This is a genomic window from Sphingomonas sp., from assembly GCF_019749955.1.
Classification (GTDB): domain Bacteria; phylum Pseudomonadota; class Alphaproteobacteria; order Sphingomonadales; family Sphingomonadaceae; genus Sphingomonas.
The window spans coordinates 111324-132238 of the sequence record NZ_JAIEPC010000009.1 but is presented as its reverse complement, the minus strand read 5'-3'; the positions used below and the strand labels follow the sequence as shown (position 1 = coordinate 132238).

21 protein-coding genes and 1 pseudogene are annotated in these 20915 nt (G+C 65.4%); 11 read left to right on the top strand and 11 right to left on the bottom strand.

The features are described 5' to 3' along the window. Position 1: 1 nt before the first annotated feature. A complete protein-coding gene (locus tag K2W81_RS02765) occupies positions 2–520 on the top strand; it encodes a CcdC protein domain-containing protein (RefSeq protein WP_294101056.1) in 519 nt (172 codons plus the stop codon). Here the strand turns inward: K2W81_RS02765 and K2W81_RS02760 are convergent. Continuing rightward, positions 517–978 (bottom strand): isoprenylcysteine carboxylmethyltransferase family protein, encoded by a 462-nt coding sequence (locus K2W81_RS02760; protein WP_294101055.1) that lies wholly within the window; start codon positions 976–978, stop codon positions 517–519. The two genes, K2W81_RS02765 and K2W81_RS02760, sit on opposite strands and share 4 nt — an antisense overlap. A gap of 71 nt (positions 979–1049) precedes the next feature. On the opposite strand from K2W81_RS02760, the gene K2W81_RS02755 reads away from it, so the two are divergent. Further along, complete coding sequence (locus tag K2W81_RS02755; RefSeq protein WP_294101053.1) at positions 1050–1676, top strand: DUF938 domain-containing protein; 627 nt, start codon at positions 1050–1052, stop codon at positions 1674–1676. Between the two features lie 67 nt (positions 1677–1743). Here the strand turns inward: K2W81_RS02755 and K2W81_RS02750 are convergent, their stop codons facing one another. After that, the gene (locus K2W81_RS02750) at positions 1744–2649 is read right to left on the bottom strand and encodes a DMT family transporter (RefSeq protein ID WP_294101051.1); all 906 of its coding nucleotides are present in this window, start codon (positions 2647–2649) and stop codon (positions 1744–1746) included. A 91-nt stretch (positions 2650–2740) separates the two neighbouring features. On the opposite strand from K2W81_RS02750, the gene K2W81_RS02745 reads away from it, so the two are divergent. Then, on the top strand, positions 2741–4276 hold the full coding sequence (locus K2W81_RS02745) for an aminoacyl--tRNA ligase-related protein (protein ID WP_294101049.1): 1536 nt from the start codon (positions 2741–2743) through the stop codon (positions 4274–4276). Here K2W81_RS02745 and K2W81_RS02740 read toward each other — a convergent pair. Then, positions 4273–5184: a class I SAM-dependent methyltransferase gene (locus K2W81_RS02740; protein ID WP_294101048.1), complete on the bottom strand. Its 912-nt coding sequence runs from the start codon at positions 5182–5184 to the stop codon at positions 4273–4275. The two genes, K2W81_RS02745 and K2W81_RS02740, sit on opposite strands and share 4 nt — an antisense overlap. 268 nt (positions 5185–5452) lie before the next feature. On the opposite strand from K2W81_RS02740, the gene K2W81_RS02735 reads away from it, so the two are divergent. Beyond that, positions 5453–6418, top strand: a complete 966-nt coding sequence (locus K2W81_RS02735) for a hypothetical protein (protein ID WP_294101046.1) — start codon at positions 5453–5455, stop codon at positions 6416–6418. Positions 6419–6420: 2 nt separating this feature from the next. On the opposite strand, the gene K2W81_RS02730 is transcribed toward K2W81_RS02735, so the two are convergent. After that, positions 6421–7143 (bottom strand): 2OG-Fe(II) oxygenase family protein, encoded by a 723-nt coding sequence (locus K2W81_RS02730; RefSeq protein ID WP_294101045.1) that lies wholly within the window; start codon positions 7141–7143, stop codon positions 6421–6423. Between the two features lie 14 nt (positions 7144–7157). On the opposite strand from K2W81_RS02730, the gene K2W81_RS02725 reads away from it, so the two are divergent. Continuing rightward, complete coding sequence (locus K2W81_RS02725; protein WP_294101044.1) at positions 7158–7889, top strand: 2OG-Fe(II) oxygenase family protein; 732 nt, start codon at positions 7158–7160, stop codon at positions 7887–7889. Here K2W81_RS02725 and K2W81_RS02720 read toward each other — a convergent pair. The 4 genes and pseudogenes from K2W81_RS02720 to glpD all read right to left on the bottom strand — a co-directional run. Continuing rightward, a pseudogene (locus tag K2W81_RS02720) lies at positions 7856–8337 on the bottom strand (hypothetical protein); the annotation flags it as partial. The gene K2W81_RS02725 and the pseudogene K2W81_RS02720 overlap by 34 nt on opposite strands. Positions 8338–8401: 64 nt before the next feature. Further along, positions 8402–8962, bottom strand: a complete 561-nt coding sequence (locus tag K2W81_RS02715; RefSeq protein WP_294101042.1) for an AAA family ATPase — start codon at positions 8960–8962, stop codon at positions 8402–8404. Continuing rightward, positions 8952–9863: a rhodanese-related sulfurtransferase gene (locus K2W81_RS02710; RefSeq protein ID WP_294101040.1), complete on the bottom strand. Its 912-nt coding sequence runs from the start codon at positions 9861–9863 to the stop codon at positions 8952–8954. Before K2W81_RS02710 ends, K2W81_RS02715 begins: the two co-directional genes overlap by 11 nt. Before the next feature lie 99 nt (positions 9864–9962). Next, positions 9963–11441: a glycerol-3-phosphate dehydrogenase gene (gene glpD / locus K2W81_RS02705; protein WP_294101037.1), complete on the bottom strand. Its 1479-nt coding sequence runs from the start codon at positions 11439–11441 to the stop codon at positions 9963–9965. Positions 11442–11528: 87 nt separating this feature from the next. Between glpD and K2W81_RS02700 the strand changes: the two genes are divergently transcribed. The 5 genes from K2W81_RS02700 to K2W81_RS02680 all read left to right on the top strand — a co-directional run bounded on the left by K2W81_RS02700 (position 11529) and on the right by K2W81_RS02680 (position 15830). Beyond that, a complete protein-coding gene (locus K2W81_RS02700) occupies positions 11529–13856 on the top strand; it encodes an RNB domain-containing ribonuclease (RefSeq protein ID WP_294101035.1) in 2328 nt (775 codons plus the stop codon). Between the two features lie 198 nt (positions 13857–14054). Continuing rightward, positions 14055–14354, top strand: a complete 300-nt coding sequence (locus K2W81_RS02695) for a hypothetical protein (protein ID WP_294101033.1) — start codon at positions 14055–14057, stop codon at positions 14352–14354. Positions 14355–14358: 4 nt separating this feature from the next. After that, the gene (locus K2W81_RS02690; RefSeq protein WP_294101031.1) at positions 14359–15069 is read left to right on the top strand and encodes a hypothetical protein; all 711 of its coding nucleotides are present in this window, start codon (positions 14359–14361) and stop codon (positions 15067–15069) included. 42 nt (positions 15070–15111) lie between these two features. Next, positions 15112–15465 (top strand): hypothetical protein, encoded by a 354-nt coding sequence (locus K2W81_RS02685; RefSeq protein ID WP_294101029.1) that lies wholly within the window; start codon positions 15112–15114, stop codon positions 15463–15465. A 26-nt stretch (positions 15466–15491) separates the two neighbouring features. Then, positions 15492–15830: a hypothetical protein gene (locus K2W81_RS02680; RefSeq protein WP_294101027.1), complete on the top strand. Its 339-nt coding sequence runs from the start codon at positions 15492–15494 to the stop codon at positions 15828–15830. Here K2W81_RS02680 and K2W81_RS02675 read toward each other — a convergent pair. The 3 genes from K2W81_RS02675 to K2W81_RS02665 are packed head-to-tail and all read right to left on the bottom strand — an operon-like array spanning position 15817 to position 19476. Beyond that, the gene (locus K2W81_RS02675) at positions 15817–16977 is read right to left on the bottom strand and encodes a saccharopine dehydrogenase NADP-binding domain-containing protein (protein ID WP_294101026.1); all 1161 of its coding nucleotides are present in this window, start codon (positions 16975–16977) and stop codon (positions 15817–15819) included. The genes K2W81_RS02680 and K2W81_RS02675 overlap by 14 nt on opposite strands. Before the next feature lie 37 nt (positions 16978–17014). Next, a complete protein-coding gene (locus K2W81_RS02670; RefSeq protein WP_294101025.1) occupies positions 17015–17665 on the bottom strand; it encodes a hypothetical protein in 651 nt (216 codons plus the stop codon). 32 nt (positions 17666–17697) lie between these two features. Then, complete coding sequence (locus K2W81_RS02665; protein WP_294101023.1) at positions 17698–19476, bottom strand: ABC transporter transmembrane domain-containing protein; 1779 nt, start codon at positions 19474–19476, stop codon at positions 17698–17700. 158 nt (positions 19477–19634) lie between these two features. Here K2W81_RS02665 and phaZ point away from each other — a divergent pair, with 158 nt between their 5' ends. After that, the gene (phaZ, locus tag K2W81_RS02660; protein ID WP_294101022.1) at positions 19635–20852 is read left to right on the top strand and encodes a polyhydroxyalkanoate depolymerase; all 1218 of its coding nucleotides are present in this window, start codon (positions 19635–19637) and stop codon (positions 20850–20852) included. The last annotated feature ends 63 nt before the right edge of the window (positions 20853–20915 follow it).

Sequence of the window (20915 nt, the reverse complement as noted above, 5' to 3'; positions counted from 1 at the left end):
CATGACCGACCCAGCGCATCCCCATGGCTTTGTCGGCACGATCTTTCTGATCGCGTTCATTGCGTTCGTGCTGGCGATGCGGCTGCGGCGGATGCAGCGCGGGCGGCGGTTGCGGCTCGAATGGCTGTGGGTGGTGCCCGCGCTTTACGGCGCGCTGGCGGCGTCGCTGCTCTATGTGTCATCGCCCACAGCGGCGATCTGGGGGGCATGCGCGGTGGCGCTGCTGGTCGGCGCCGCGCTCGGTTGGCAGCGCGCGCGGTTCGTGACGCTGTCGATCGACCCTGACAGCCACGCGCTCAGCCAGCGCGAATCGCCGTTCGCAATATTGTTCATCCTGCTGCTGATCGCCATCCGCTTCGGCGTGCGCGCGCTGGGGGAGGCCGAAGCGGCGGCGTGGCACGTCAGTGTTATGGCGATCACCGACATACTGGTGGTATTCGCATTGGGCCTGTTCGCCGCGCAGCGCATCGAGCTTTGGCGGCGCGGGAGCGCGCTGCTCGCCGAAGCACGCGGCGGCTAAATCCAGCGTCGCACGCGCGCTTTATGGTCGAGATAGGCCGTGCCGAACTTCGCTTCCAGATAGCGTTCCTCGCGCGCGATCACTTGGGTGCGGATGATAGTCACCGCGATCGGCCAAAGCAGCAGCGCACCCAGGCTGTGGAGCAGGATCGCAAGGCCGGGATAGGCAATCGACATGCCCAGATACATCGGGTTGCGCGTGAGGGCGTAGATGCCGGTGTCGATGATGCCGCCGGTCACCGTCGCCGGATTGGGGTTCTCGCCGCGCCGCCGGAACAGGCCGATCGCGATGCCGATCAGGATGAAACCGGGAAACAGGAACAGCGCGCTGAAACCGCCCGGAATCAGGAGCGGCGTCAATCCCAGCAGCCTGTCGAGCACCGGCCCCAGCAGCCACAGCCCGAGATAGACGAACGGCGGCGGAAACATCACGCCCGCGCCCCGGTCGGTCTCGGCCATTGCTCGACTCCTGTCTGTTGTATCGCGTCCGAACCGTTTAGCGCTGCGCTCAGCAACACGCGAGGACGATGATGGCCGACCCGACCCCCTGGATTGCCGCCGAAGACCACGGCGACGTCCGCAAACATGCCCCCGCGACGCTGCGCAATCGTGGGGCGATTGCCGAGAGTCTGCGCGGCATTCTGCCACCCTCCGGCCTCGTTCTGGAAATCGCGAGCGGCAGCGGCGAGCATGCTGCCTATTTCGCCGAGGAATTTCCAACGATCGACTGGCAACCGAGCGATCCCGATCCGACCGCACTGGTCTCGATCGCGGCGTGGACCGAGGGACTGGCGAATGTCCGCGCGCCGGTGATGCTCGATGCCGCTGCCGACAGTTGGCCGGTCGTACGCGCGGAGGCGGTGCTGTGCATCAACATGGTCCATATCGCGCCCTGGGAAGCGACGCTGGGGTTGATGGCGGGCGCGGCGAAGCTGCTGGCATCGGGTGCGCCATTGATCCTCTACGGCCCCTATCGCCGCGCGGGCGTTCCAACGGCGGAGAGCAACGAAGCGTTCGATCAGTCGCTCAAGGCACGCGATCCGCGCTGGGGCCTGCGCGATGTCGACGCGGTGACGGCGGTCGCGACCGGCTTTGCGCTCGATCGGCTGATCGAAATGCCGGCGAATAACTTGATCCTGGTCTACCGGCGGACCTAGCCCGTTGTGCCCACCTCGACCCGTTCGTTTCGAGCGAAGTCGAGAAACAAGCCACAGGGGTTGCGCCTTAAGCCGACACCGCCTCATCGGTCATCGGCCGTCGCCGCACATGCTCGCGCCAGACGATGTAGAGCCCGCTCGCGATGATGATCGGCGCGCCGATCCAGGTCGCGGGCGTCGGCAACACCTTGAACAGCAGCCAGCCGAACAAGGTCGCCCAGAGCAGCGACGAATAGTCCATCGGCACCACCAGCGAGACCGGGCCGTGGCGGATCGACGAGGTCATGAAGATCTGGGCGATCCCGCCAAGCACGCCAATGGCTATCAGCGCCCCCCAGCCAAACGCGGTGTGCGCCTGCGCCACAAACAAATAGACAATGCCGAGCGGCAGCACCGACAGCGCGGAAAACCAGAACACCGTCGTCATCGTCGCTTCGGTCCTGGCGATCTGACGCAGCAGGATCGACACGCTCGCGGTCATCAACGCTGCCGCCAAGCCGCTGAGCGCACCCCAGAGCGGAAAATGCCCGCTCCCCGGCTGCGCGACGATCAATACCCCGACAAAGCCAGCAACCACCGCGACCCAGCGGTGCCAGCCGGTCGGCTCGCGCAGCACGATCGCGCCCAGAATCGTCGCGAAGATCGGCATGGTGAAGGCGATCGTCGTCGATTCGGCGAGCGGCAGTGCGAGGACTGCGGTGAAAGTCAGCACCATCGCCGTCAGCCCCATCACCGCGCGCAGCACATGCGCGCCGAAGCGTTCGGTGCGGACCGACGCCAGACCGGGGCCGCGCATGATCACCAGGGTGATCAGGCACGCCGCGCCGAACTGGCGGTAGAACAGGATTTCGCCAAGCGTCGCGCCGCTCGCCTCGGCAAGCTTGATCGCGCTGTTCATGCACTGGAACCCAAATACCGATCCCAGCCGCAGCGCGACGGCGAACAGGATGCGATCGGCGGTTGCGTCGGCCATAGCTGTCCTTGCGGCATGCTGCGTTGCGGGACAAGGCCAGTGTGAACACAGCGGGGTGACGCGCGAAATTTCCCACGCTATCGCCGGGGACATGATCAAACATGCTCTTTCCGTCACCCGCGAGGCCGATTTCGCTGCCTGGTATCAATCCGTCATCGCCGAGGCCGATCTCGCCGAGGAATCGGGCGTGCGCGGCTGCATGGTCATCCGGCCATGGGGCTATGGCATTTGGGAACGCATCCAGCGGCTGCTCGACGATCGCATCAAGGCGACGGGGCATGAGAATTGCTATTTCCCGCTGTTCATCCCCTTGAGCTATTTCGAAAAGGAAGCTGAGCATGTCGACGGGTTCGCCAAGGAAATGGCGGTCGTTACGCATCATCGGCTGATCGCGGATGGCAAGGGCGGGCTGGTGCCCGATCCGAGCGCCAAGCTGGAGGAGCCGCTGGTGGTGCGGCCGACGTCGGAGACGGTGATCGGCACGGCGTTCGCGCGCTGGGTGCAGAGCTGGCGTGACCTGCCGGTGCTGATCAATCAATGGGCCAATGTCGTGCGCTGGGAAATGCGCACGCGGATGTTCCTGCGCACCACCGAATTCCTCTGGCAGGAAGGGCATACCGCGCATGCGAGCGAGGCCGAGGCGCGCGAAGAGACGCTCAAAATGCTCGAAGTCTATCGCAGTTTCGCCGAGGATTGCGTGGCGCTGCCCGTCATCGCGGGCGAGAAGCCCGAAAATGAGCGCTTCCCCGGCGCGGTTGCGACCTATTCGATTGAAGCGATGATGCAGGACGGCAAGGCGCTGCAGGCGGGCACGTCGCATTTCCTCGGCACCAATTTCTCGCAAGCGCAGAATATCCGCTTCCAGAATGCCGAAGGGCAGCTTGAGCTCGCGCAGACGACGAGCTGGGGCATGTCGACGCGGATGATCGGCGGGCTGATCATGGTGCACGGCGACGACGATGGCCTGCGCGTGCCGCCGCGGGTAGCGCCGTGGCAGATCGTGATCGTGCCGATGCTGCGCGATGTGCCTGAAGATGAAGCTGTGGTCGATTACTGCAAGGCGCTTCAGACTGAACTCGCTGCGCTGTCGGCGTTCGGCGAGCCGGTGCGCGCTTTGCTGGATATGAAACCCGTCAAGGCCGCGACCAAGCGCTGGGGCTGGGTCAAGAAGGGCGCGCCGGTGATCGTCGAAGTCGGCGGGCGCGATGTCGCGGGCGGCAATGTGAGCGTGGTGCGCCGCGACCGGCTCTACCGCGAGGACGGCAAGCTCGATTCGGCCACCGTGGCACGGGGCGATTTCGTCGGCGGCGCGGCGGCACTGCTCGGCGAGGTTCAGGCTTCGCTGCACACCGAGGCACGCGTGCGGCTCGAGGCTAGCATCCGCCGCGACGTGACCGACTTCGCCGACCTCGAGGCCTATTTCGCGGAAAACGAGAGCAAGCCCGGTTGGCTCGAAATCCAGTGGGCCAAGCCCACCGGCGACGCGCTCGACAAGGTGGTCGAGCGGCTGAAGGCGCTGAAGCTGACCCTGCGCAATGTGCCGCTGGGTGCCGCTCCGGCGGATGGCGTCTGCATCTTCACCGGCGATGCTGCGGTCGAGCGGGTGCTCGTCGGGCGGAGTTACTAAGCGGCGGGGCGTGACGCCAGATACAGCCAGTCGCCCATGCCGACCCACGGGCCGATGATCGCCGTCGGCGCGAACAGGGCGGCATAGGCCAGCGACTTCGGGCTGATTTTCCACGCCGCGGGCGTGCCGAAGCTGTAATCAAGGCTGATCCGCGTCTGGTCCGCGCGGAAGGTGGTGTATCCCGCCTTCTCGGTCAACAAGCTGAGCGTGCGGCGGGAAAACTGGAACAGGTGGTATGGTGGCTCGGGATGGGGCCAGTAATCCAGGCGGTTCGCGAGCAGGAACGATAGCCGCGGAAACAGGCCGTCGATGTCGGGCGTCGATTGCAGCAGGATACCGCCCGGCTTCAGCAAGCGACGGATTGCCATCAGCTCGGCTTGCGGGTCGGCGAGGTGTTCGATGACGTCGAACAGCGTCACGACATCGAAGCTGTTATCGGGATATCCGGCGTCTCGCCAGTCGCCGACATGGACCGGCAGCCCGAAATGGGCGCGGGCGAATTCGCCGCTCTGGGGCGAGAGCTCCGCACCATGAACATCGAACCCGGCGGTTCGTGCCTCGTCAAGGAACAGGCCCGTCGAGCAGCCGATGTCTAGCAGCTTCAGCCCGTGCGGCACGGGCACGGCGCGCTTGAGGAAGCGCAGATGTTGTCGCGCGATGGCGCGCATCCGCCGCGCCTCTGGATCGGCCGGGTCGCGCAGCGCACCGTGATAGTCGTCGTCGCTGACATAGAGTGCAGCGATCGCGTCGCTGGAGGGCGGATTGGCGATATAGGCAAGGCGGCAGGACCGGCAGGCGACGAGCGCATAGCCCTTTTTGCGGAACAGGGGATCGTAGCGATCATCGCCACACAGCGCACAGCCGGGGCGAGCGTCGCTGGCGTCGGGAAGGTCCAGGGCGGGAGTCATGATTTGCCCTTATCCGCCAAGCGCTAAATGTCCGGTTAAGCCGGGGTTGCCTGCCGGTGAGGAGGCGTGCTTCGATCCCGATACTGCCTGCGACGGTGTTGATTTTGCTGGACCCGAGTGCGCCTTCACGGGCGCCCCGCTAGTTGAACGGGTACGGGTGGGGCGGCCTGCCGAGGCGGGTGCGGGCGTACCGACGGGGGACAGTTGTCCACCGCGCCGTGCGCCGCACCAATTGCTGCGGCGGTCTTTCGTTGCCAATGAAACAGATGTGGCGTGGCGAAGTAAACCAATCTGGCGATGGTGGCGCAGCCCGCTGTCGGGTGCGCTGCTGGCTGCCGTTCTCACGGCCAGTCCCGCTGGCGCGCAAACCGCGGCTCGCACGCCCGTCGACCCGCTGACCGTCGCCGACGCCGATTTCGCGCGAAACCGCGATCCGGCGATCTGGCGCGACCTCGCTGTCACGCGCCTCAGCGTCGAGGAAGGGCCGGTCAGCTGGCGGTTGTTCCGCATCGCGAGCCTCAGCAAGCCCGATGGGCCGCTGTGGGTGGTTACCCATGACAATGAGAATGCGACCTTCGCCGCGATGCTGGTCGCGATCAAAAGCTATGGCGGCGTCGCGATCATCGTCGATGGCGGCGCGCGCGACGATGACGATAGCGCCCGGTTCAACTGGTTCACCGGCGGACGTCCGATCGATCCCAACCGCCATTTTGACGACCGCCATCCGGGCTATACCGGCGCGGTCCTCGCCGATCTGGCCGGAACCCAGCGCCTGATCGTCGCGCTGCACACCAACGAACCCGATTTCGATCCCGGCCTGACGGGCTGCGGCGGCGTGCGGGGGCAGGGCGCGGGCAATATCTCGATCCGGCTGTGCTCGCAGCGCTGGCATCCGGTCGCAGCGCCCGTGCGCCGCTGGCCGTTCGACGATGACGACAGCGTTGCGCTGGTGCCCTATCTTGCGAGTCGGCCGCAGGCGAGCGCGATGTGTGGGACGGCGCTCGCGGCGGCCGGGTACAACGTCCTGTTCGAGCGGGTGGCGTCGAGCGATGGCTCGCTCTCCAACTATGCCGTCCAGCACGGCCTGCGCTACGTCAATGTCGAGACGCGCGAGCTAGGATCGAGCCCCGAAGGCATTGCCGCCGCACGCGACCGGCTCGTCGCGATGATCGACGGGGTGATCGAACGGTGCGACGCCTTTCCCGAGCTGCAGCTTCGGCTCGCGGTGCGCTGAGGCTATTGCGCGCTGCGCAGCCAGCCGGTGATCGAATAGCGGCGATAGGCAGCTGCACGCGTCACTTCGGAAACGCTGTGCACCTGCGGGACCGCGAACAGATTGAGCGTATTGAACGCAGGCGCATAGCCGTGAACCGCGTGCCCGTGAAACAGCAGCAGCCCGCCCCATTCGGTCCGCCACACCGGCGTCAGGCCGAATACATAGGCCGCATGACGGTGTTTCCCGACGACATCGTCATCGTGCCCGGTCAGGAAATCGCCGGGGGCATAGGCGGTCGCCTGGGCATCGGCGAAATCGATTCCGGCAGCCCCCGTCACCTGCCGCAGCAGATCGCGCGCCGCGCCGCTCGATAGCCAGGCCGCAAAGGCAGCGAGCGGATCATCGCTGGCTGCGCGGGCGGCGGCGGCATCGGGCACGCGGATGGTTTCATAGCGGTATTGGAAGCCGCTGCGGGCGCCGGCATAGACTGCGGTGTCGAGCGCCTCGCGCTGATCCGCCGACATCGCCGCCCGCGCAGGACGCGACAGTTCGAACGTCTTCTCGCCCGAATTGACGACGTGGACCCAATCGTCGCGCGCGCGCAGCATCGCGTGCAGCGCTTCCGCCGCGCGGATTTCGAGGAAATCGGCGATCTGGACGCGACCGTCGCGCGCAAATGCCTTTGCCAGCGCAGTTGCGTCGAGCGCCCGATTGAGGGCAAGGGGAATCGGGTCCGTCATCATCGTATGAGCGATCCTTGCCCAAGGCCCTGTTCACGATCAATCCCGCGCTTGACCGGGACGCGCTTGCGGCGCGTTTCGCGGCGGATCGGCGCGTGCAGATCCGCGACGTGCTGACCGACGAGGCCGCCCGCAACCTGCGCGACGTGATCGCAACAGCGACGCCGTGGGGCCTGGGCTGGCAGGCAGGCGCCGATGGCCCGCATGGCGTGACCGCCGCCGAGCTTGCGCGGATCGACCAGCGGCGGCGTGCCGAAATGAACGGCGGCATCATCCGCGCGATGCAGGGCAGCGATTATGGCTTTAGCTATGCCCGCTATCCGATTCTCGATGCCTATCTGCAGCGGTGGGCGCCGGGGGGCGCGCATGATCTCCTCCTCGAACATCTCAACGATCAGCCGTTCCTCGATCTGGTCCGCAGCGTCACGGCGATCCCCGAGCTGCTGAAGGCCGATGCACAAGCGACGCTGTTCGCACCCGGCCATTTCCTGGCGCGCCACGACGACAGCCATGTTGGCGAAGGCTGGCGAGTCGCTTATGTGCTAAGCCTGTGCGCGACCGATTGGCGACCCGACTGGGGCGGCTATCTGCTGTTTTACGACGCCGACGGTGATGTCGTCGCCGGTTATCGCCCGCGCTTCAATGCGCTCAGCCTGTTCGCAGTGCCGGCCTCGCATGCGGTGACGTTCGTGCCGCCGTTCGCGCCCGTTGCGCGCTATTCGATCACGGGGTGGCTGCGCGACCGTTGAGGGTCGAATACCGCGCCGACATGGGGTTCGCCGCGCGCTTGGGCGAGCTTGGCCTGGCGGTGGCGTTCGGCGTAGCTCGCGCGCTGTTCGGGGGTGCGGGTGCCGTGGCACACGGGGCAGGCGACGCCTTCTTCGTAGAGCGGCGACGCGCGGTCTTCGGGGCTGACGGGCATGCGGCAGGCCCGGCACAGTTCGTGACTGCCGGGGGACAAGCCGTGGCCGACCGCGACGCGTTCGTCGAACACGAAACATTCGCCGTGCCAGCGGCTCTCGGCCTGCGGCACCTCTTCCAGATATTTCAGGATGCCGCCTTTCAGGTGGAACACCTGCCCGCCATCGCCGCGCGCTGCTCGGCGGCCCAAGCGGGGAAGTCGCTGAACGCACGCGTGCCGGGGTCGATAGCGTGCTCGAGGCTGCCGATGCGGACCTCGTAATCGTTGCGGGTGTCGCCATAGCGCGGAATTCAGATCGCGCTCTTCATGGGTGCGTCATGCTCCAGCGCTTTGCCGCGCTCAACCGGGCTGATTTAGCGCATCGATATGCGCCAGTATAAAATCCACGCGCTGGGCTATGGCTAGCTTGGGAAGGTGGATCACCGTGTATCCCATGCGCGGATAAATGGCACTGAGCCGGGCATATTCGGTCACTGCCTGCGCAAAGTCGTGCGCGCGCTCGCTATCGCTGACATAGATTTCTGGCCACGGCGGCGCCAGAAAGACGTTGCTGTTATAGCGGAGCCCGCAGACCTGATCTGCCGCTGATGCGCCGGTTGCATGTTCAAGCGCGGCGATTGCATCAATCAGGCTGCGATCAAAAAACACAGGCCCTTCAAGTGTCTGTGCGGCTTGGTGATCGGATTTGGCCAGTGCGATGGCGCGGTCGGCAAATGCGGCAAGGTTGCGCCAGGGGAGCGCTTGGCCATCTCCAGCCGCTTCCGCGCGAACGATCCGACGGCCCGGTTCCTCGATCGTTGCATAGCCGCGCGCAGCAAGCGCCGCCACCAATGTCGATTTGCCGCCGCCTGAGCAGCCCGAAATCACAAAAAAGCGATCGGCGGGTGCACTACTCGTCATAAACCGCGCCGACATGGGGTTCGCCGCGCGCTTGGGCGAGCTTGGCCTGGCGGTGGCGTTCGGCGTAGCTCGCGCGTTGCTCGGGGGTGCGGGTGCCGTGGCACGCGGGGCAGGCGACGCCTTCTTCGTAGAACGGCGAGGTGCGGTCCTCGGGGCTGACGGGCATGCGGCAGGCCCGGCACAGTTCGTGACTGCCGGGGGACAAGCCGTGGCCGACCGCGACGCGTTCATCGAACACGAAACATTCGCCGTGCCAGCGGCTCTCGGCTTGCGGCACTTCTTCGAGATATTTCAGGATGCCGCCTTTCAGGTGGAACACCTGGTCGACGCCTTGCTCCTTCAGGAACGCGGTCGCCTTTTCGCAGCGAATGCCGCCGGTGCAGAACATCGCGACTTTCTTGCCCGCCATGCGTGCGCGCTGCTCGGCGGCCCAGGCGGGAAAGTCGCTGAAGGCACGTGTGCCGGGGTCGATCGCGCGCTCAAAGCTGCCGATGCGCACTTCGTAATCGTTGCGCGTGTCGATCATGATCGTGTCGGGATCGGCGATCAGCGCGTTCCAGTCGGCGGGGTCGACATAGGTGCCAACGATGCTCAGCGGATCGACGGGGACACCCATCGTCACGATTTCGCGCTTCAACCGGATTTTGAGCCGGTGGAACGGCATCGTGGCTGCCTGTGCATATTTGACGTCGAGCTCGGCGCAGTCGGGGAGGGCGCGGAGATGATCGATCAGCGCGGCAATGCCTTCGGGCGGTCCCGCGAGCGTGCCGTTCAGCCCTTCGGTCGCCAGCAGCAGCGTGCCCTTGATGCCGTGCGCGCGGCACAGCGCGTCGATCGGCTCGCGCAGTGCTGCGGGATCGGCAAAACGGGCGAAGCGATAAAGGGCGGCGACGGTGAGCATGTGATGTGGCTACTTACCTAACCCGTTCGGGCTGAGCCTGTCGAAGCCCTGTCCTTCTTCCGCCAGCGCTGGAAGAAGAAGGACGGCCCTTCGACAAGCTCAGGGCAAACGGGGAGTTGGGTCGGAAGTGTATGTCTTTACCCACCAGCTTTCAAAGGTGGCGCGTTCGTCGGTACTCAAATGCAACCCGATCTTGCTGCGGCGCATCAGCGCGTCGTCGGGCGAGCGCGCCCATTCGTGATCGCGCATCCAGCGCGCTTCGACCTCGGTGAAGCCTGCGCCGAACGCCAAGCCCATCGCCGCTTCATCCGAAATGTTGCGCAGCATTTCGTGCAGCATGGAACCATAAGCGCGCGCCATGCGCTCGCTGCGTACGTCGCCCAGGAACGGCCAGCGTGCTCGGATATCGGCCAGGAATGCCGCGAACCCGCCGATGTCGCCGCCCGGGAAAGCACGTTCGCGGGTTACCCGCTTGGCGGCGAAGCGCATCGGCCCCGCGAGCTTGCCGACGGCTTCCTCGGCGAGATGCCGTGCCGTCGTGATCTTGCCGCCGAACACGCTCAGCAACACCGGGCCGGTCGCATCAACCTCTAGCACATAGTCGCGGGTCACGGCCTTGGCCTCGCTCGCGCCGTCATCATAGAGCGGGCGCACCCCCGACCAGGTCGATCGCACATCGCCGGGGCTGATCTGCGCGGTGAAATGCCGGTTCACCGCCGCGCAGAGATAGGCGATTTCGTCCGCGTCGATCACCGCGTCCTCGGGTCGCTCGACGGGCACGTCGGTGGTCCCAATCTCGGTGAACTCCCCTTCATAAGGAATCGCGAACACGATCCGCCCGTCGGGCTGCTGGAGGATATAGGCCTGATCGCCCTCGAACAGTTTCGGGACGACGATGTGGCTGCCCTTGATCAGCCGCACGCCACTGCGGGCATTGACGCCGAGCAGCCCCAGCGTTTCTGCGACCCACGGCCCCGCCGCATTGACCAGCCCCCGCGCGGCCACTTCGCGCCCGTCCGACAGTGTCGCGCGCCACACATCGCCTTCGCGCCGGGCGGAGAGCAGCGCGGTGCGCGTCGCGATCTCCGCGCCATTTGCGGCCGCATCGAGCGCATTGAGCAGAGTCAGCCGCGAATCATCGACCCAGGCATCGGAATAGACAAAGCCCTTGGTCGCGCTCTTGAGCGGTGCGCGCAGATCGCTGTCGCTCGCCCGCAACCCCCGCGAACGCGGCAGCGACATCTTGCCGCCGAGCAGATCATAGAGGATCAGCCCCGCGCGCAAAAACCACCACGGGCGCGCTCCATCATGCGGGAGCACGAAACGCATCGGGTGAATGATGTGGGGTGCTGCATGCACCAGCCGCTCGCGCTCGCGCAGCGCTTCGGCGACCAGCTTGAACTCATAATATTCAAGGTAACGCAACCCGCCGTGGATCAGCTTGGTCGATGCCGATGAGGTATGGCTCGCCAGATCATCGCGCTCGACCAGCAGCAGCTTCAAGCCATTCAGCGCCGCTTCGCGTGCGATGGCCGCGCCATTGATGCCGCCGCCGATGATGAGCAGGTCATAGGTCACCGCTGCGCGATAGCCGCAGTGCAGCAATTTCGCTATCGCTGTTTGGGCGCTGTTTGGCATCCGACCGAAACCGCTTATGCGTTGGCGATGAAGAAGACGCCCGGCCTGCCCACGCCCAAACAGATTCTCGACTTCATTGCGTCGTCCGACACACCCGCCGGCAAGCGCGAGATTGCGCGCGCGTTCGGCCTGTCGGCGCAGGAGAAGATTGGCCTGAAGGCGCTGCTGAAAGACATGGCCGACGAAGGGCTGATCGATTCGGCCCCGGGTCGCGCGTTCCACAAAATGGGCGGCGTGCCGAAGGTCACGGTGCTGCGGATCGTCGACGTCACCGACGACGGCACCGTCTGGGGCAGCCCCGAAAGCTGGCACGCCGATGCGCCAGCGCCCCGGCTGCGCGTGCGTGAGCGGGGCAAGGGCGCGCTTGGGGTCGGCGACCGCGTGCTCGCGCGCACTGAAGAAGCGGGGAGCGGCCATATCGCCCACCCGATGAAGAAGCTCGCGCGCGGCGAGGAGCTCGTGCTGGGCGTGCTGCGCGAAGAAGGCGGCAAGCTCTGGCTGTCGGGTGTCGAGAAGAAGGAGCGGCGCGACTTTCCGGTGTCTGACGCGGGCGATGCCGCGCCGGGCGACTTGGTGCTGGCCGAAAAGACCGGTCGCGCGCCACGGATCACTGTGCGGGTGACCGAAAAGCTCGGCGATCCGTTCGCGCCGCGCAGCTTCTCGCTGATCGCGATCCACAAGCTCGGCATTCCGGTCGAGTTCAGTCCCGAAACCTTGGAGGAAGCGACCGACTCCGCGCGCCAGCCGCTGGGCGATGGGCGCGAGGACCTGCGCCACCTGCCGATCGTCGCGATCGACCCCGAGGATGCGCGCGACCATGACGATGCGGTCTGGGCCGCGCCCGACGACGATCCCGGCAATGCGGGCGGCTGGCGCGCGGTGGTGGCGATTGCCGATGTCAGCTTCTACGTCCGACCCGGATCGGCCATCGACAAGGATGCGCGGCGGCGGGGGAACAGTGTCTATTTCCCCGACCGGGTGGTGCCGATGTTGCCCGAAATCCTCTCAGCAGATGTCTGCTCGCTGAAGGCGGGCGCGGACCGCGCGGCGCTCGTGTGCCATTTGCAGATCGGCAAGGCGGGCGCGCTCAAAAGCTGGCGCTTTACGCGCGCGGTGGTGCGGATTCGCGCCAATATAGCTTATGAGGCAGCGCAGGCGGCGATCGACGGCGCGGCGGATGCAGCAAAACCCCTCCCCTTCAGGGGAGGGGAAGGGGGTGGGGGATGTCTCACCGAGCCTGCGCTTGGGGAACCCCCCCACCCCAACCCCACCCCAGAAGGGGAGGGGCGTGAGATTTTTAACGCCCACCACCCCCGCAGGGCCAGCTGGCGCGCGCTTTCCACCCCCCCCCCGCGCCGCAAAACGCTCGAACTCGACCTGCCCGAACGCCGGGTGATCCTTGATGAGAAGGGGCGGATCATGTCGGTTGCGCCGCGCGAGCGGCTCGATGCGCACAAGCTGATCGAGGAATATATGATCGCCGCCAATGTCGCCGCCGCCAAGGCGCTGGAGGGCAAGAAGGCGCCGGTGATGTACCGCGACCACGAACCGCCCGCGCGCGAAAAGCTCGTCGCGCTGAAGGATTATCTCAAGACCTTCGGGGTCGAGTTCGCGCTGGGACAGGTCATCCAGCCGCGCGTGTTCAACCAGCTGCTGGAGAAGGTCGGCGAGGTCGACCACCGCCCGCAGGTTATGGAGCAGGTTCTGCGCACCCAGACGCAAGCCTATTACGCGCCCGCCAACAGCGGCCATTTCGGGCTCGCGCTCGGCTCCTACGCGCATTTCACCTCGCCGATTCGCCGCTACGCCGATCTGATCGTTCACCGCTCGCTGGTCTCGGCATTCAAGCTCGGCCCCGGCGGGCTGACCGACGGCGAAGCAGCGGCGATGGAGCAGATCGGCACCTCGATCTCGATGTTGGAGCGCCGCGCAATGGAAGCCGAGCGCGACACGATCGACCGCTATGTCGCGGCCTTCCTGAGCGAAAAGGTCGGCGAAGTCCTCGATGCGCGAATTACGGGCGTGCAGAATTTCGGCTTCTTCGCGACGGTTGAGGGCGTGGGGGGCGACGGTCTCGTCCCCGCGCGCGATCTGGGTCGCGAATATTTCCGCTACGACGAAGCGGCCAAGGCGCTGGTCGGCGAGGAGACGGGCACCACCTACAGCTCGGGCATGCGGCTCAAGCTCCGGCTGGCCGAGGCGAACCCGGTGTCGGGGGCGCTTCGGTTCGAGCTGGCCGAGGGAAGCGGCGGAGGTGGCGGCGGCCATCGCGCGCCACCGCCTGATCGCGGCAAACGCGTGATCAAGCGTCGCGGACGCCCGGGCAATATCCGGCACCAAGGGCGGAAACGCTAAGGATTGACACTTGACCTTTGACCCGTTCGTTTCGAGCGAAGTCGAGAAACAGGCCTCAAGCGGTGCGCGGGGTGTCTCGACTTCGCTCGACACGAACGGTTTGGGATAGTTCGCAACGCAACAACCTGCGCTGCCCCAAAGGCTCAATTGCGATATGCTAATCGTCGTGCAACACTCAATTTCACAAAGGAGTCGAACATGGCCACAGCCGCTGCCGCCGTTGTCGCAAAAGCGCGACGCAACGTCATTTCGCATTTCATGTCGGCCAACGCCGTGTCGCCAGACAGCGCGGTCGCCTTTTCCTCCGGCCGCCGGATCGAGCGCCAGACTTTCGACCGCTTCGTCGCTGCCAAGGTGCTGCTGCCGACGCCCGATGGCCGCTATTATCTCGATGTGCCCGCGTGGGACGCCTATTCGAAGAGCCGCCGTCGCCGCGCTGGCATGCTGATCGGCGCGCTCGCTGTCGCGGCGGGTGCCGCCGTGGCGTTGCTGGGGTGATGCGATGAGCGTTCCGACCGTCAATCTCGATCCGCAGGATGGCGATGTCGCGGTCTTTGGCGATGTTCAAGCCGTGTTCGACTTGAAGCTCAGTCAAAGCGATGTCGCCGACTGGCGCACGGTTGGGGATATGCACCAGACGCTTATCAGGCGGCTGGCGGATCGGCAGGGTGGCGAAGCCTGCGCCACGGCAATGGTCTTCTACCGCCTCAGACGCGCGCTTGGCGGTCGCTCTCTCCACCTTGCTCCGAACACGCCGCTTGCGCCGCTCGTTGGTACGAACCCTCGGCAATGGCGTGACGACCTACAGCGGGCGTTGAGCTTGGATATGCCGAGTTTCTCTTGGACGACACAAGGCACGATCGGCTGCTATCTGAGTCTCGTGGCCGTGGTCTGCTTGGCGGGGGATTTGATCCTGAAAAGTGGCGTTGTTGCGATCTCCTCGATCGCTGCGCTGCTCATCGGCTGGGCGCTCGGACGCCTCGACCGATTAAGCCTGCCGGATGGCCTGATCACCGTCGGCGATCTCACGCGCGGGATCGCCGCGAGGAATGTCGGTGCTCTAGCGAGGCAGGGCGCGCGCTTGCGGGAGGCCGACATCTGGGATGCGATTTGTGCGCTCCTTTCTGACGAAACCGGCACCCCGCCCGATCAGATCGGCCCCGACAGCTATTTATTCGCGCATGTGCTCTACGCGGATCGGCAAGCTGCTTGAGGTCAGGCCAAAACCAGCATTTGGCAGTCGAAGGAACGGAAAATGCTCGCGCTGCTGCTCATCGCTCAGGCCCTACCCGCCGAGCCGAAGCCCGTCGCCGGACCCGATCGACCGCCATTTCCTGCGCCGCTCATCGCGCGCAAGCCCTGCCTTCCCAACGAGTCTGCGACTGAGATTGTCGTTTGCGGGTCGCGCAACGCCGAGGAACGCTATCGCCTCAAGCCGCTCAGCGATCGGTACGAGCCCAAGCCTGTGGTCGCGGTGACGCGCCTCAATGCGACCACTACGGCTTCGGTGACCGCCGAGCAGCGCGAAGTCGGTCCCGGAGGTACGACGCAGGCAATCATGCTCAACTTCAAATTCGCGTTCGGCGGGCCTAAAAAGCGGGCTAAGTAGCCGTACCAAATGGAATCGAGAGCGGCATGACGGCAGGACCAGTGGCGATCGAAGCGGCAATGGTCGGACGCGCACGCCAGCGCGTCGTCGCGGCGTTCCTCGCTGCACACGCCATCGACCGGGAGGATGCGATTGGTTTCGCCGCACGCTCGCCCGGTGAACAACGTGCCTTCGACCGGCTGCTCGCGCGGCAAGTCATCCTGCGCACCCGGGACGGTCGCTACTATCTCGACCGCACCGCAATGCGCGCCGACGCCGAGCAGCGGCGCCAGCGCGGCGCGGTGATCGGGATCCTCATCGCCCTCGCGCTGGCAGGCCTCGCGATGAGCTTTTTCGTCGACGCCGCGCACACTATCCAGCCGTAAAGGTCAGGCCCGCCTTCTCGATCAGCCGCTTGCGCAAAGGTGCGCCCATGATCGCGCCGGGGGTCCAGATGCCGCCCTTGGCGTCCGCCACATCCTCGACCAGGCAAAGCGCCGCCTCCGCGATCATCTTGCTGGTGGAGCCATAGCCGGGGTCGCGGTCGCCGGTTACCACTGCGTCGATGCGTTCCCCGCCGCCCATCTCGCCGACGAACAAAATGTCGTAATGGCCGGTTTCGCGCTCTTCCTTCGACGGGCCTTCGCCGGGTTTGGGGCCTTTGTCGCTCGCGAGCGGGTTGATCTTGGCAATCGCTTCCGCCGCGGCCTTGCCCATGTCGCCGAGCCCCGCGACCATCATCTCGTCATAGACGAAATCGGCGCCAAATGCTTCGCCGAGCAGGAAATTGGTGCGGTGGACGTTCTTGGTGTTGATCGGCGCCATGATGAAGGGCGCGGTCCATGCTTCGATCGTCCGGTCATATTCGGGCAGCAAGCCCGTCGGCTGGCTCGGCCCGGTAAAGCCTGGTGTCAGCGCGAAGGGATTGGTGAGCAGCGCGATGATCGACGGGTTGCGCGCAGCGGCGGCCAGCGTCGCTTTCAGGCTCGCGGCAGTACCGCCCGAAAAGCCGCCCTTCATCACCCGCACGCGACCCTTCACGCGCGGACAGGGGCGGCCGAAGCGTTCCTTGGCGGCTTCCTGCAAGGTCAGCACCCCTAGGTCGAAGGGGATCGAATCAAAGCCGCAGCTGAACACGATCCGCGCGCCGGTCGCCTGCGCGCGGGCGTGGTGCTTGTCGATCATCTCGCGCATCCACGCGGGCTCGCCGCACAGATCGACATAAGCGGTGCCGCTGTCGGCGCAGGCGGCGACAAGGTCGTTGCCGTAAAGCTGATAGGGGCCGACGGTCGTCAGCACGACGGTGGTGCGCTCACACAGTGCACGCAGGCTCGCGGGATCATCGGCATTGGCGGTCACGAGCGGGGTATCGGCAGGCGCGCCGATCAGGTCGCGCACTTCCTGCAGCTTGGTGAGCGACCGGCCTGCCATCGCCCAGCGCTTGGCACCGATCTGCACGAGATATTCGGCGACGAGGCGGCCGGTAAAGCCGGTCGCGCCATAAACGATGATGTCGAAGTCGCGGTCAGCCATGTCTCTCTCCGATTTTATAAGCGTGTCGGCATCGCAATCATGCGCCCCAGCACATATGTTCGTCCGAACCGAGTTCCCAGCTGTCACCCGTCCTCAGGTTTCTCGTACGATAGGTGATGCCGCGCAAGTCATGGGCCGGGCAATTTTGGGGAATCCAGACAACGCAAACGCGGACGGGGTCGCCGACACGACTGCGAACTAGCTGCACCGACGCCTTCCAGTCGAACTGTCGGATGCCGTTATCGTATAACGCCGCAACGCCCGCATATAATTGCTTGATCTTGGTGCGATAACAGGTGCCGATTTTCGGGAAATCACTCGGTATCGCGAACCGGTAATAGGATGCCCCAGCCGCCTCGACTTCTTCGCCCAAACAGTCCCGGCGACGTTCGGCCTCTGGCGGGTAGGGCCAATTATAGAAGGAGGGCGGCACGTTGCCCCCAGGATAAAATGCGGCAGGGGTGCATTTTGACCTGAGCTTGGTGGACCAGAAACGTCGATGCATCAAAGCTTGATTGTCGATGTCGTCCCACCCCAACGCCGGGTCGCCCGCAAAGGGATGCTCGTCTTCGACTGCCGAGGCGGTGTTGGCGTTGTCGGCGACTTTGCGGGGGGAGTCTTTGCGGTGGCTTGGCGCATGCGATTGTGGGCCGCAGGCGGCCAGAAGAATGCAAAAGAACGCGAACATTCTCACTTGCTTCCTCCCGATAGCGTCTAACGCTAAGCCGCCTCGCTAAACTGCAAGCTCGCCAGCCGCGCATACAGCCCGCCGGTGCCGATCAGCGCGCCGTGCGTGCCGCTTTCGACGATCCGGCCTTCGTCCATGACGATGATTCGTTGCGCTGCCCGCACCGTGGCGAGGCGGTGCGCGATCACGATCGTGGTACGATGAGCCATCAGTCTCTCGAGCGCCTGCTGCACCAGCCGCTCGCTTTCGGCGTCGAGCGCGCTGGTCGCCTCATCGAGCAGCAGGATCGGCGCATCGCGCAGCAGCGCGCGGGCAATCGCGACGCGTTGGCGCTGCCCGCCGGAGAGCCGTGCGCCGCCTTCGCCAAGGAAAGTGTCGAGCCCCTCGGGCAGCTTATGCAGGAATTCGGCGGCATTGGCGGCTTCAGCTGCGGCCCAGAGCCGGTCGTCGCTCGCCTCCCAATCGCCATAGCGCAGATTGTCGCGTGCCGACGCGCCAAAAATCACCGTTTCCTGCGGCACCATGGCGATGCGGCGGCGGATTTCGGCGGGGTCGGCGGCTGGCAGGGCCACGCCGTCGATCGACACCGTGCCTTCGCTCGGGTCGTAGAAGCGCTGGATCAGCTGGAACAAGGTCGATTTGCCCGCCCCCGAGGGGCCAACGACGGCGACCGTATCGCCCGGCGCCACATCGAGCGTGAAATCATCGAGCGCCGACACATCGGGCCGCGTCGGATAGCGGAAAGTGACATGGTCGAAGCGCACCGCGCCGCGCGCTGGTTGCGGCAGCGCAACCGGCGTCGCTGGTGCGCGAATCTCCGGCACTTGCGCGAGCAATTCGTTGAGCCGCCCGGCAGCGCCCGCACCACGCAGCAAATCGCCATAAACTTCGGTGAGCGCACCGAAGGCGCCCGCGACGATTCCGCCGGTCAGCACAAAAGCGGCGATGTCACCCCCGCTAATCCGTCCGGCGCCGACGTCGATCGCGCCTTCCCACAGCACCATCGTGATTGACCCGAAGATCAGCGCGATGACGATCGACGTCATCACCGACCGGAGCAGAATGCGGCGCTTGGCGGCGGCAAAGGTCGCGGCGACCGCATCAGAGAAGCGCCCGGCTTCGCGGTCTTCCTGGCCGAACGCCTGAACGATCTTCATCGCTGACAGCGTTTCCACCGCCATCGATCCGACATCGGCGACCCGGTCTTGCGACGTGCGCGAGAAATTGCGCACGCGCCGCCCCAGCAGCACGATCGGCAGAATCATCACCGGAATGCCGAGCATCAGCAGCCCCGCCAGCTTGGGCGAGATCGCGAACAGATAGAGCATGCCACCGATGCCCGTCAGCGCATTGCGCAGCGCGACCGATACAGTGGTGCCAACGACGACTTCGATCAGCGCGGTGTCGCTGGTCAGGCGGCTGGCGATCTCGGACGGGCGGTTCTCTTCGAAAAAGCGCGGTGCCATCGTCAGCAGATGGCGCTGCACCTGCGTGCGAATATCGGCGACGACGCGCTCGCCCAGCCACGACACGAAATAGAAGCGCACCGCCGTGCCGATCGCGAGCACGACGACAATCATCAGCAGATAATGGAATGACGTCGCCACTGCCTCGGCGCCGCCCACGCCGCTAAAGCCACGATCGATCACCCGCTTGAAGCCGTAGGGAATGGCAATCGTCGCCGCCGAGGTAACAAGCAGCGCCAGCGCGGCGAACGCGGTCTGGAGCGGATAATGGAGCACCCGCTGCCAGACGATGCGGAGACTTGCGAGGCGGCCCTTGGAAGCGGGCGCGGGGGTTTCTTCGGCCATGATCCAAAGCCCCTAGCAGGCGGCCCGCCCCCCCTCAACGCCTATCCCGAGGGAGGGTGCACCCGGATCGGGCACGTCATCTGCATTGCCAGCGCACGCTATGCTGCTATGCCGCACGATTGACGGGGCAGTAACTTTGTCAGGGTACAGGGGAACGCATGCTTTACAACGCCTATGAACTGCAAAAGTCGATGTTTGCCGGCGCGAGCGCGATGGCCAATTTCGGCGCAGGCGTGCTCCAGAATCCGGCGAACCCGTTCGCCTATTTCGGCGGCGGGCCGATCCTTGCCTCGGCGCTCGAAGTGTTCGCCCATGCATCCGCCCCGCGCGGCAAGCCCGAATTCGGGCTGGAAACCACCGAAATCGATGGCCGCGAGGTTATCGTGTCGGAGCAGATCGTGCTCCGCCGCCCGTTCGGCCAGTTGAAGCGTTTCGCACGCGAAGGCGTCGAAGGCGGGCCGAAGCTCCTGATCGTCGCGCCAATGTCGGGCCATTATGCCACGCTGCTGCGCGGCACGGTCGAGCGGATGCTGCCGTTCGCCGATGTTTACATCACCGACTGGCGCGATGCGAAGCTGGTGCCGCTGTCGGACGGCAAGTTCGATCTCGACGACTATATCGATTACATCGTCGATTATCTTGAGCATATCGGGCCGGGCGCGCACATGCTCGCGGTCTGCCAGCCGTCGGTGCCTTGCTATGCCGCCGCCTGCCTGATGAGCGCCGACAAGCACCCGTGCCGTCCCAAGACGCTGACGATGATGGGCGGGCCGATCGACACGCGCGAAGCGCCAACCGCCGTCAACACGCTCGCGACCAAGCGCCCGCATGCGTGGTTCGCGCAGAATGTGATCGCGACGGTGCCCATGACCTATTCGGGCGCCGGCCGCAAAGTCTATCCGGGCTTCCTCCAGCTCGCCGGATTCATGTCGATGAATCTCGGCAGCCACATGGTCTCGCACTGGGAAATGTTCAAACATCTGGTCCAGGGCGATGATGACAGCGCCGATCAGACCAAGGATTTCTACGAGGAATATCGCTCGGTCTGCGACATGACCGCCGAATTCTATCTACAGACGATCGAAGTCGTCTTCCAGAAACACGCGATTGCCAACGGGACCTACACGCACCGGGGTCGCGCGGTCGATCCGGGCGCCATCACCGACATCGCCCTGCTCGCGATCGAAGGCGAGCGCGACGATATTTCGGGCCTGGGCCAGACCAAGGCGGCGCTGTCGCTGGCGGCGAATTTGCCGGTGGCAAAGAAGCGCTACCTGATGGCCGAAGGCGCCGGGCACTACGGCATTTTCAACGGCAGCAAATGGCGCACGAAGATCGCCCCTGTCGTCGAGGAATGGATTTCGGCGCACGGGTGATTGGGCGGCACCTCCACTAATACGTCGGCTCTCGGGGGATGTGGCCAGCCGGCGTTGCGGTGG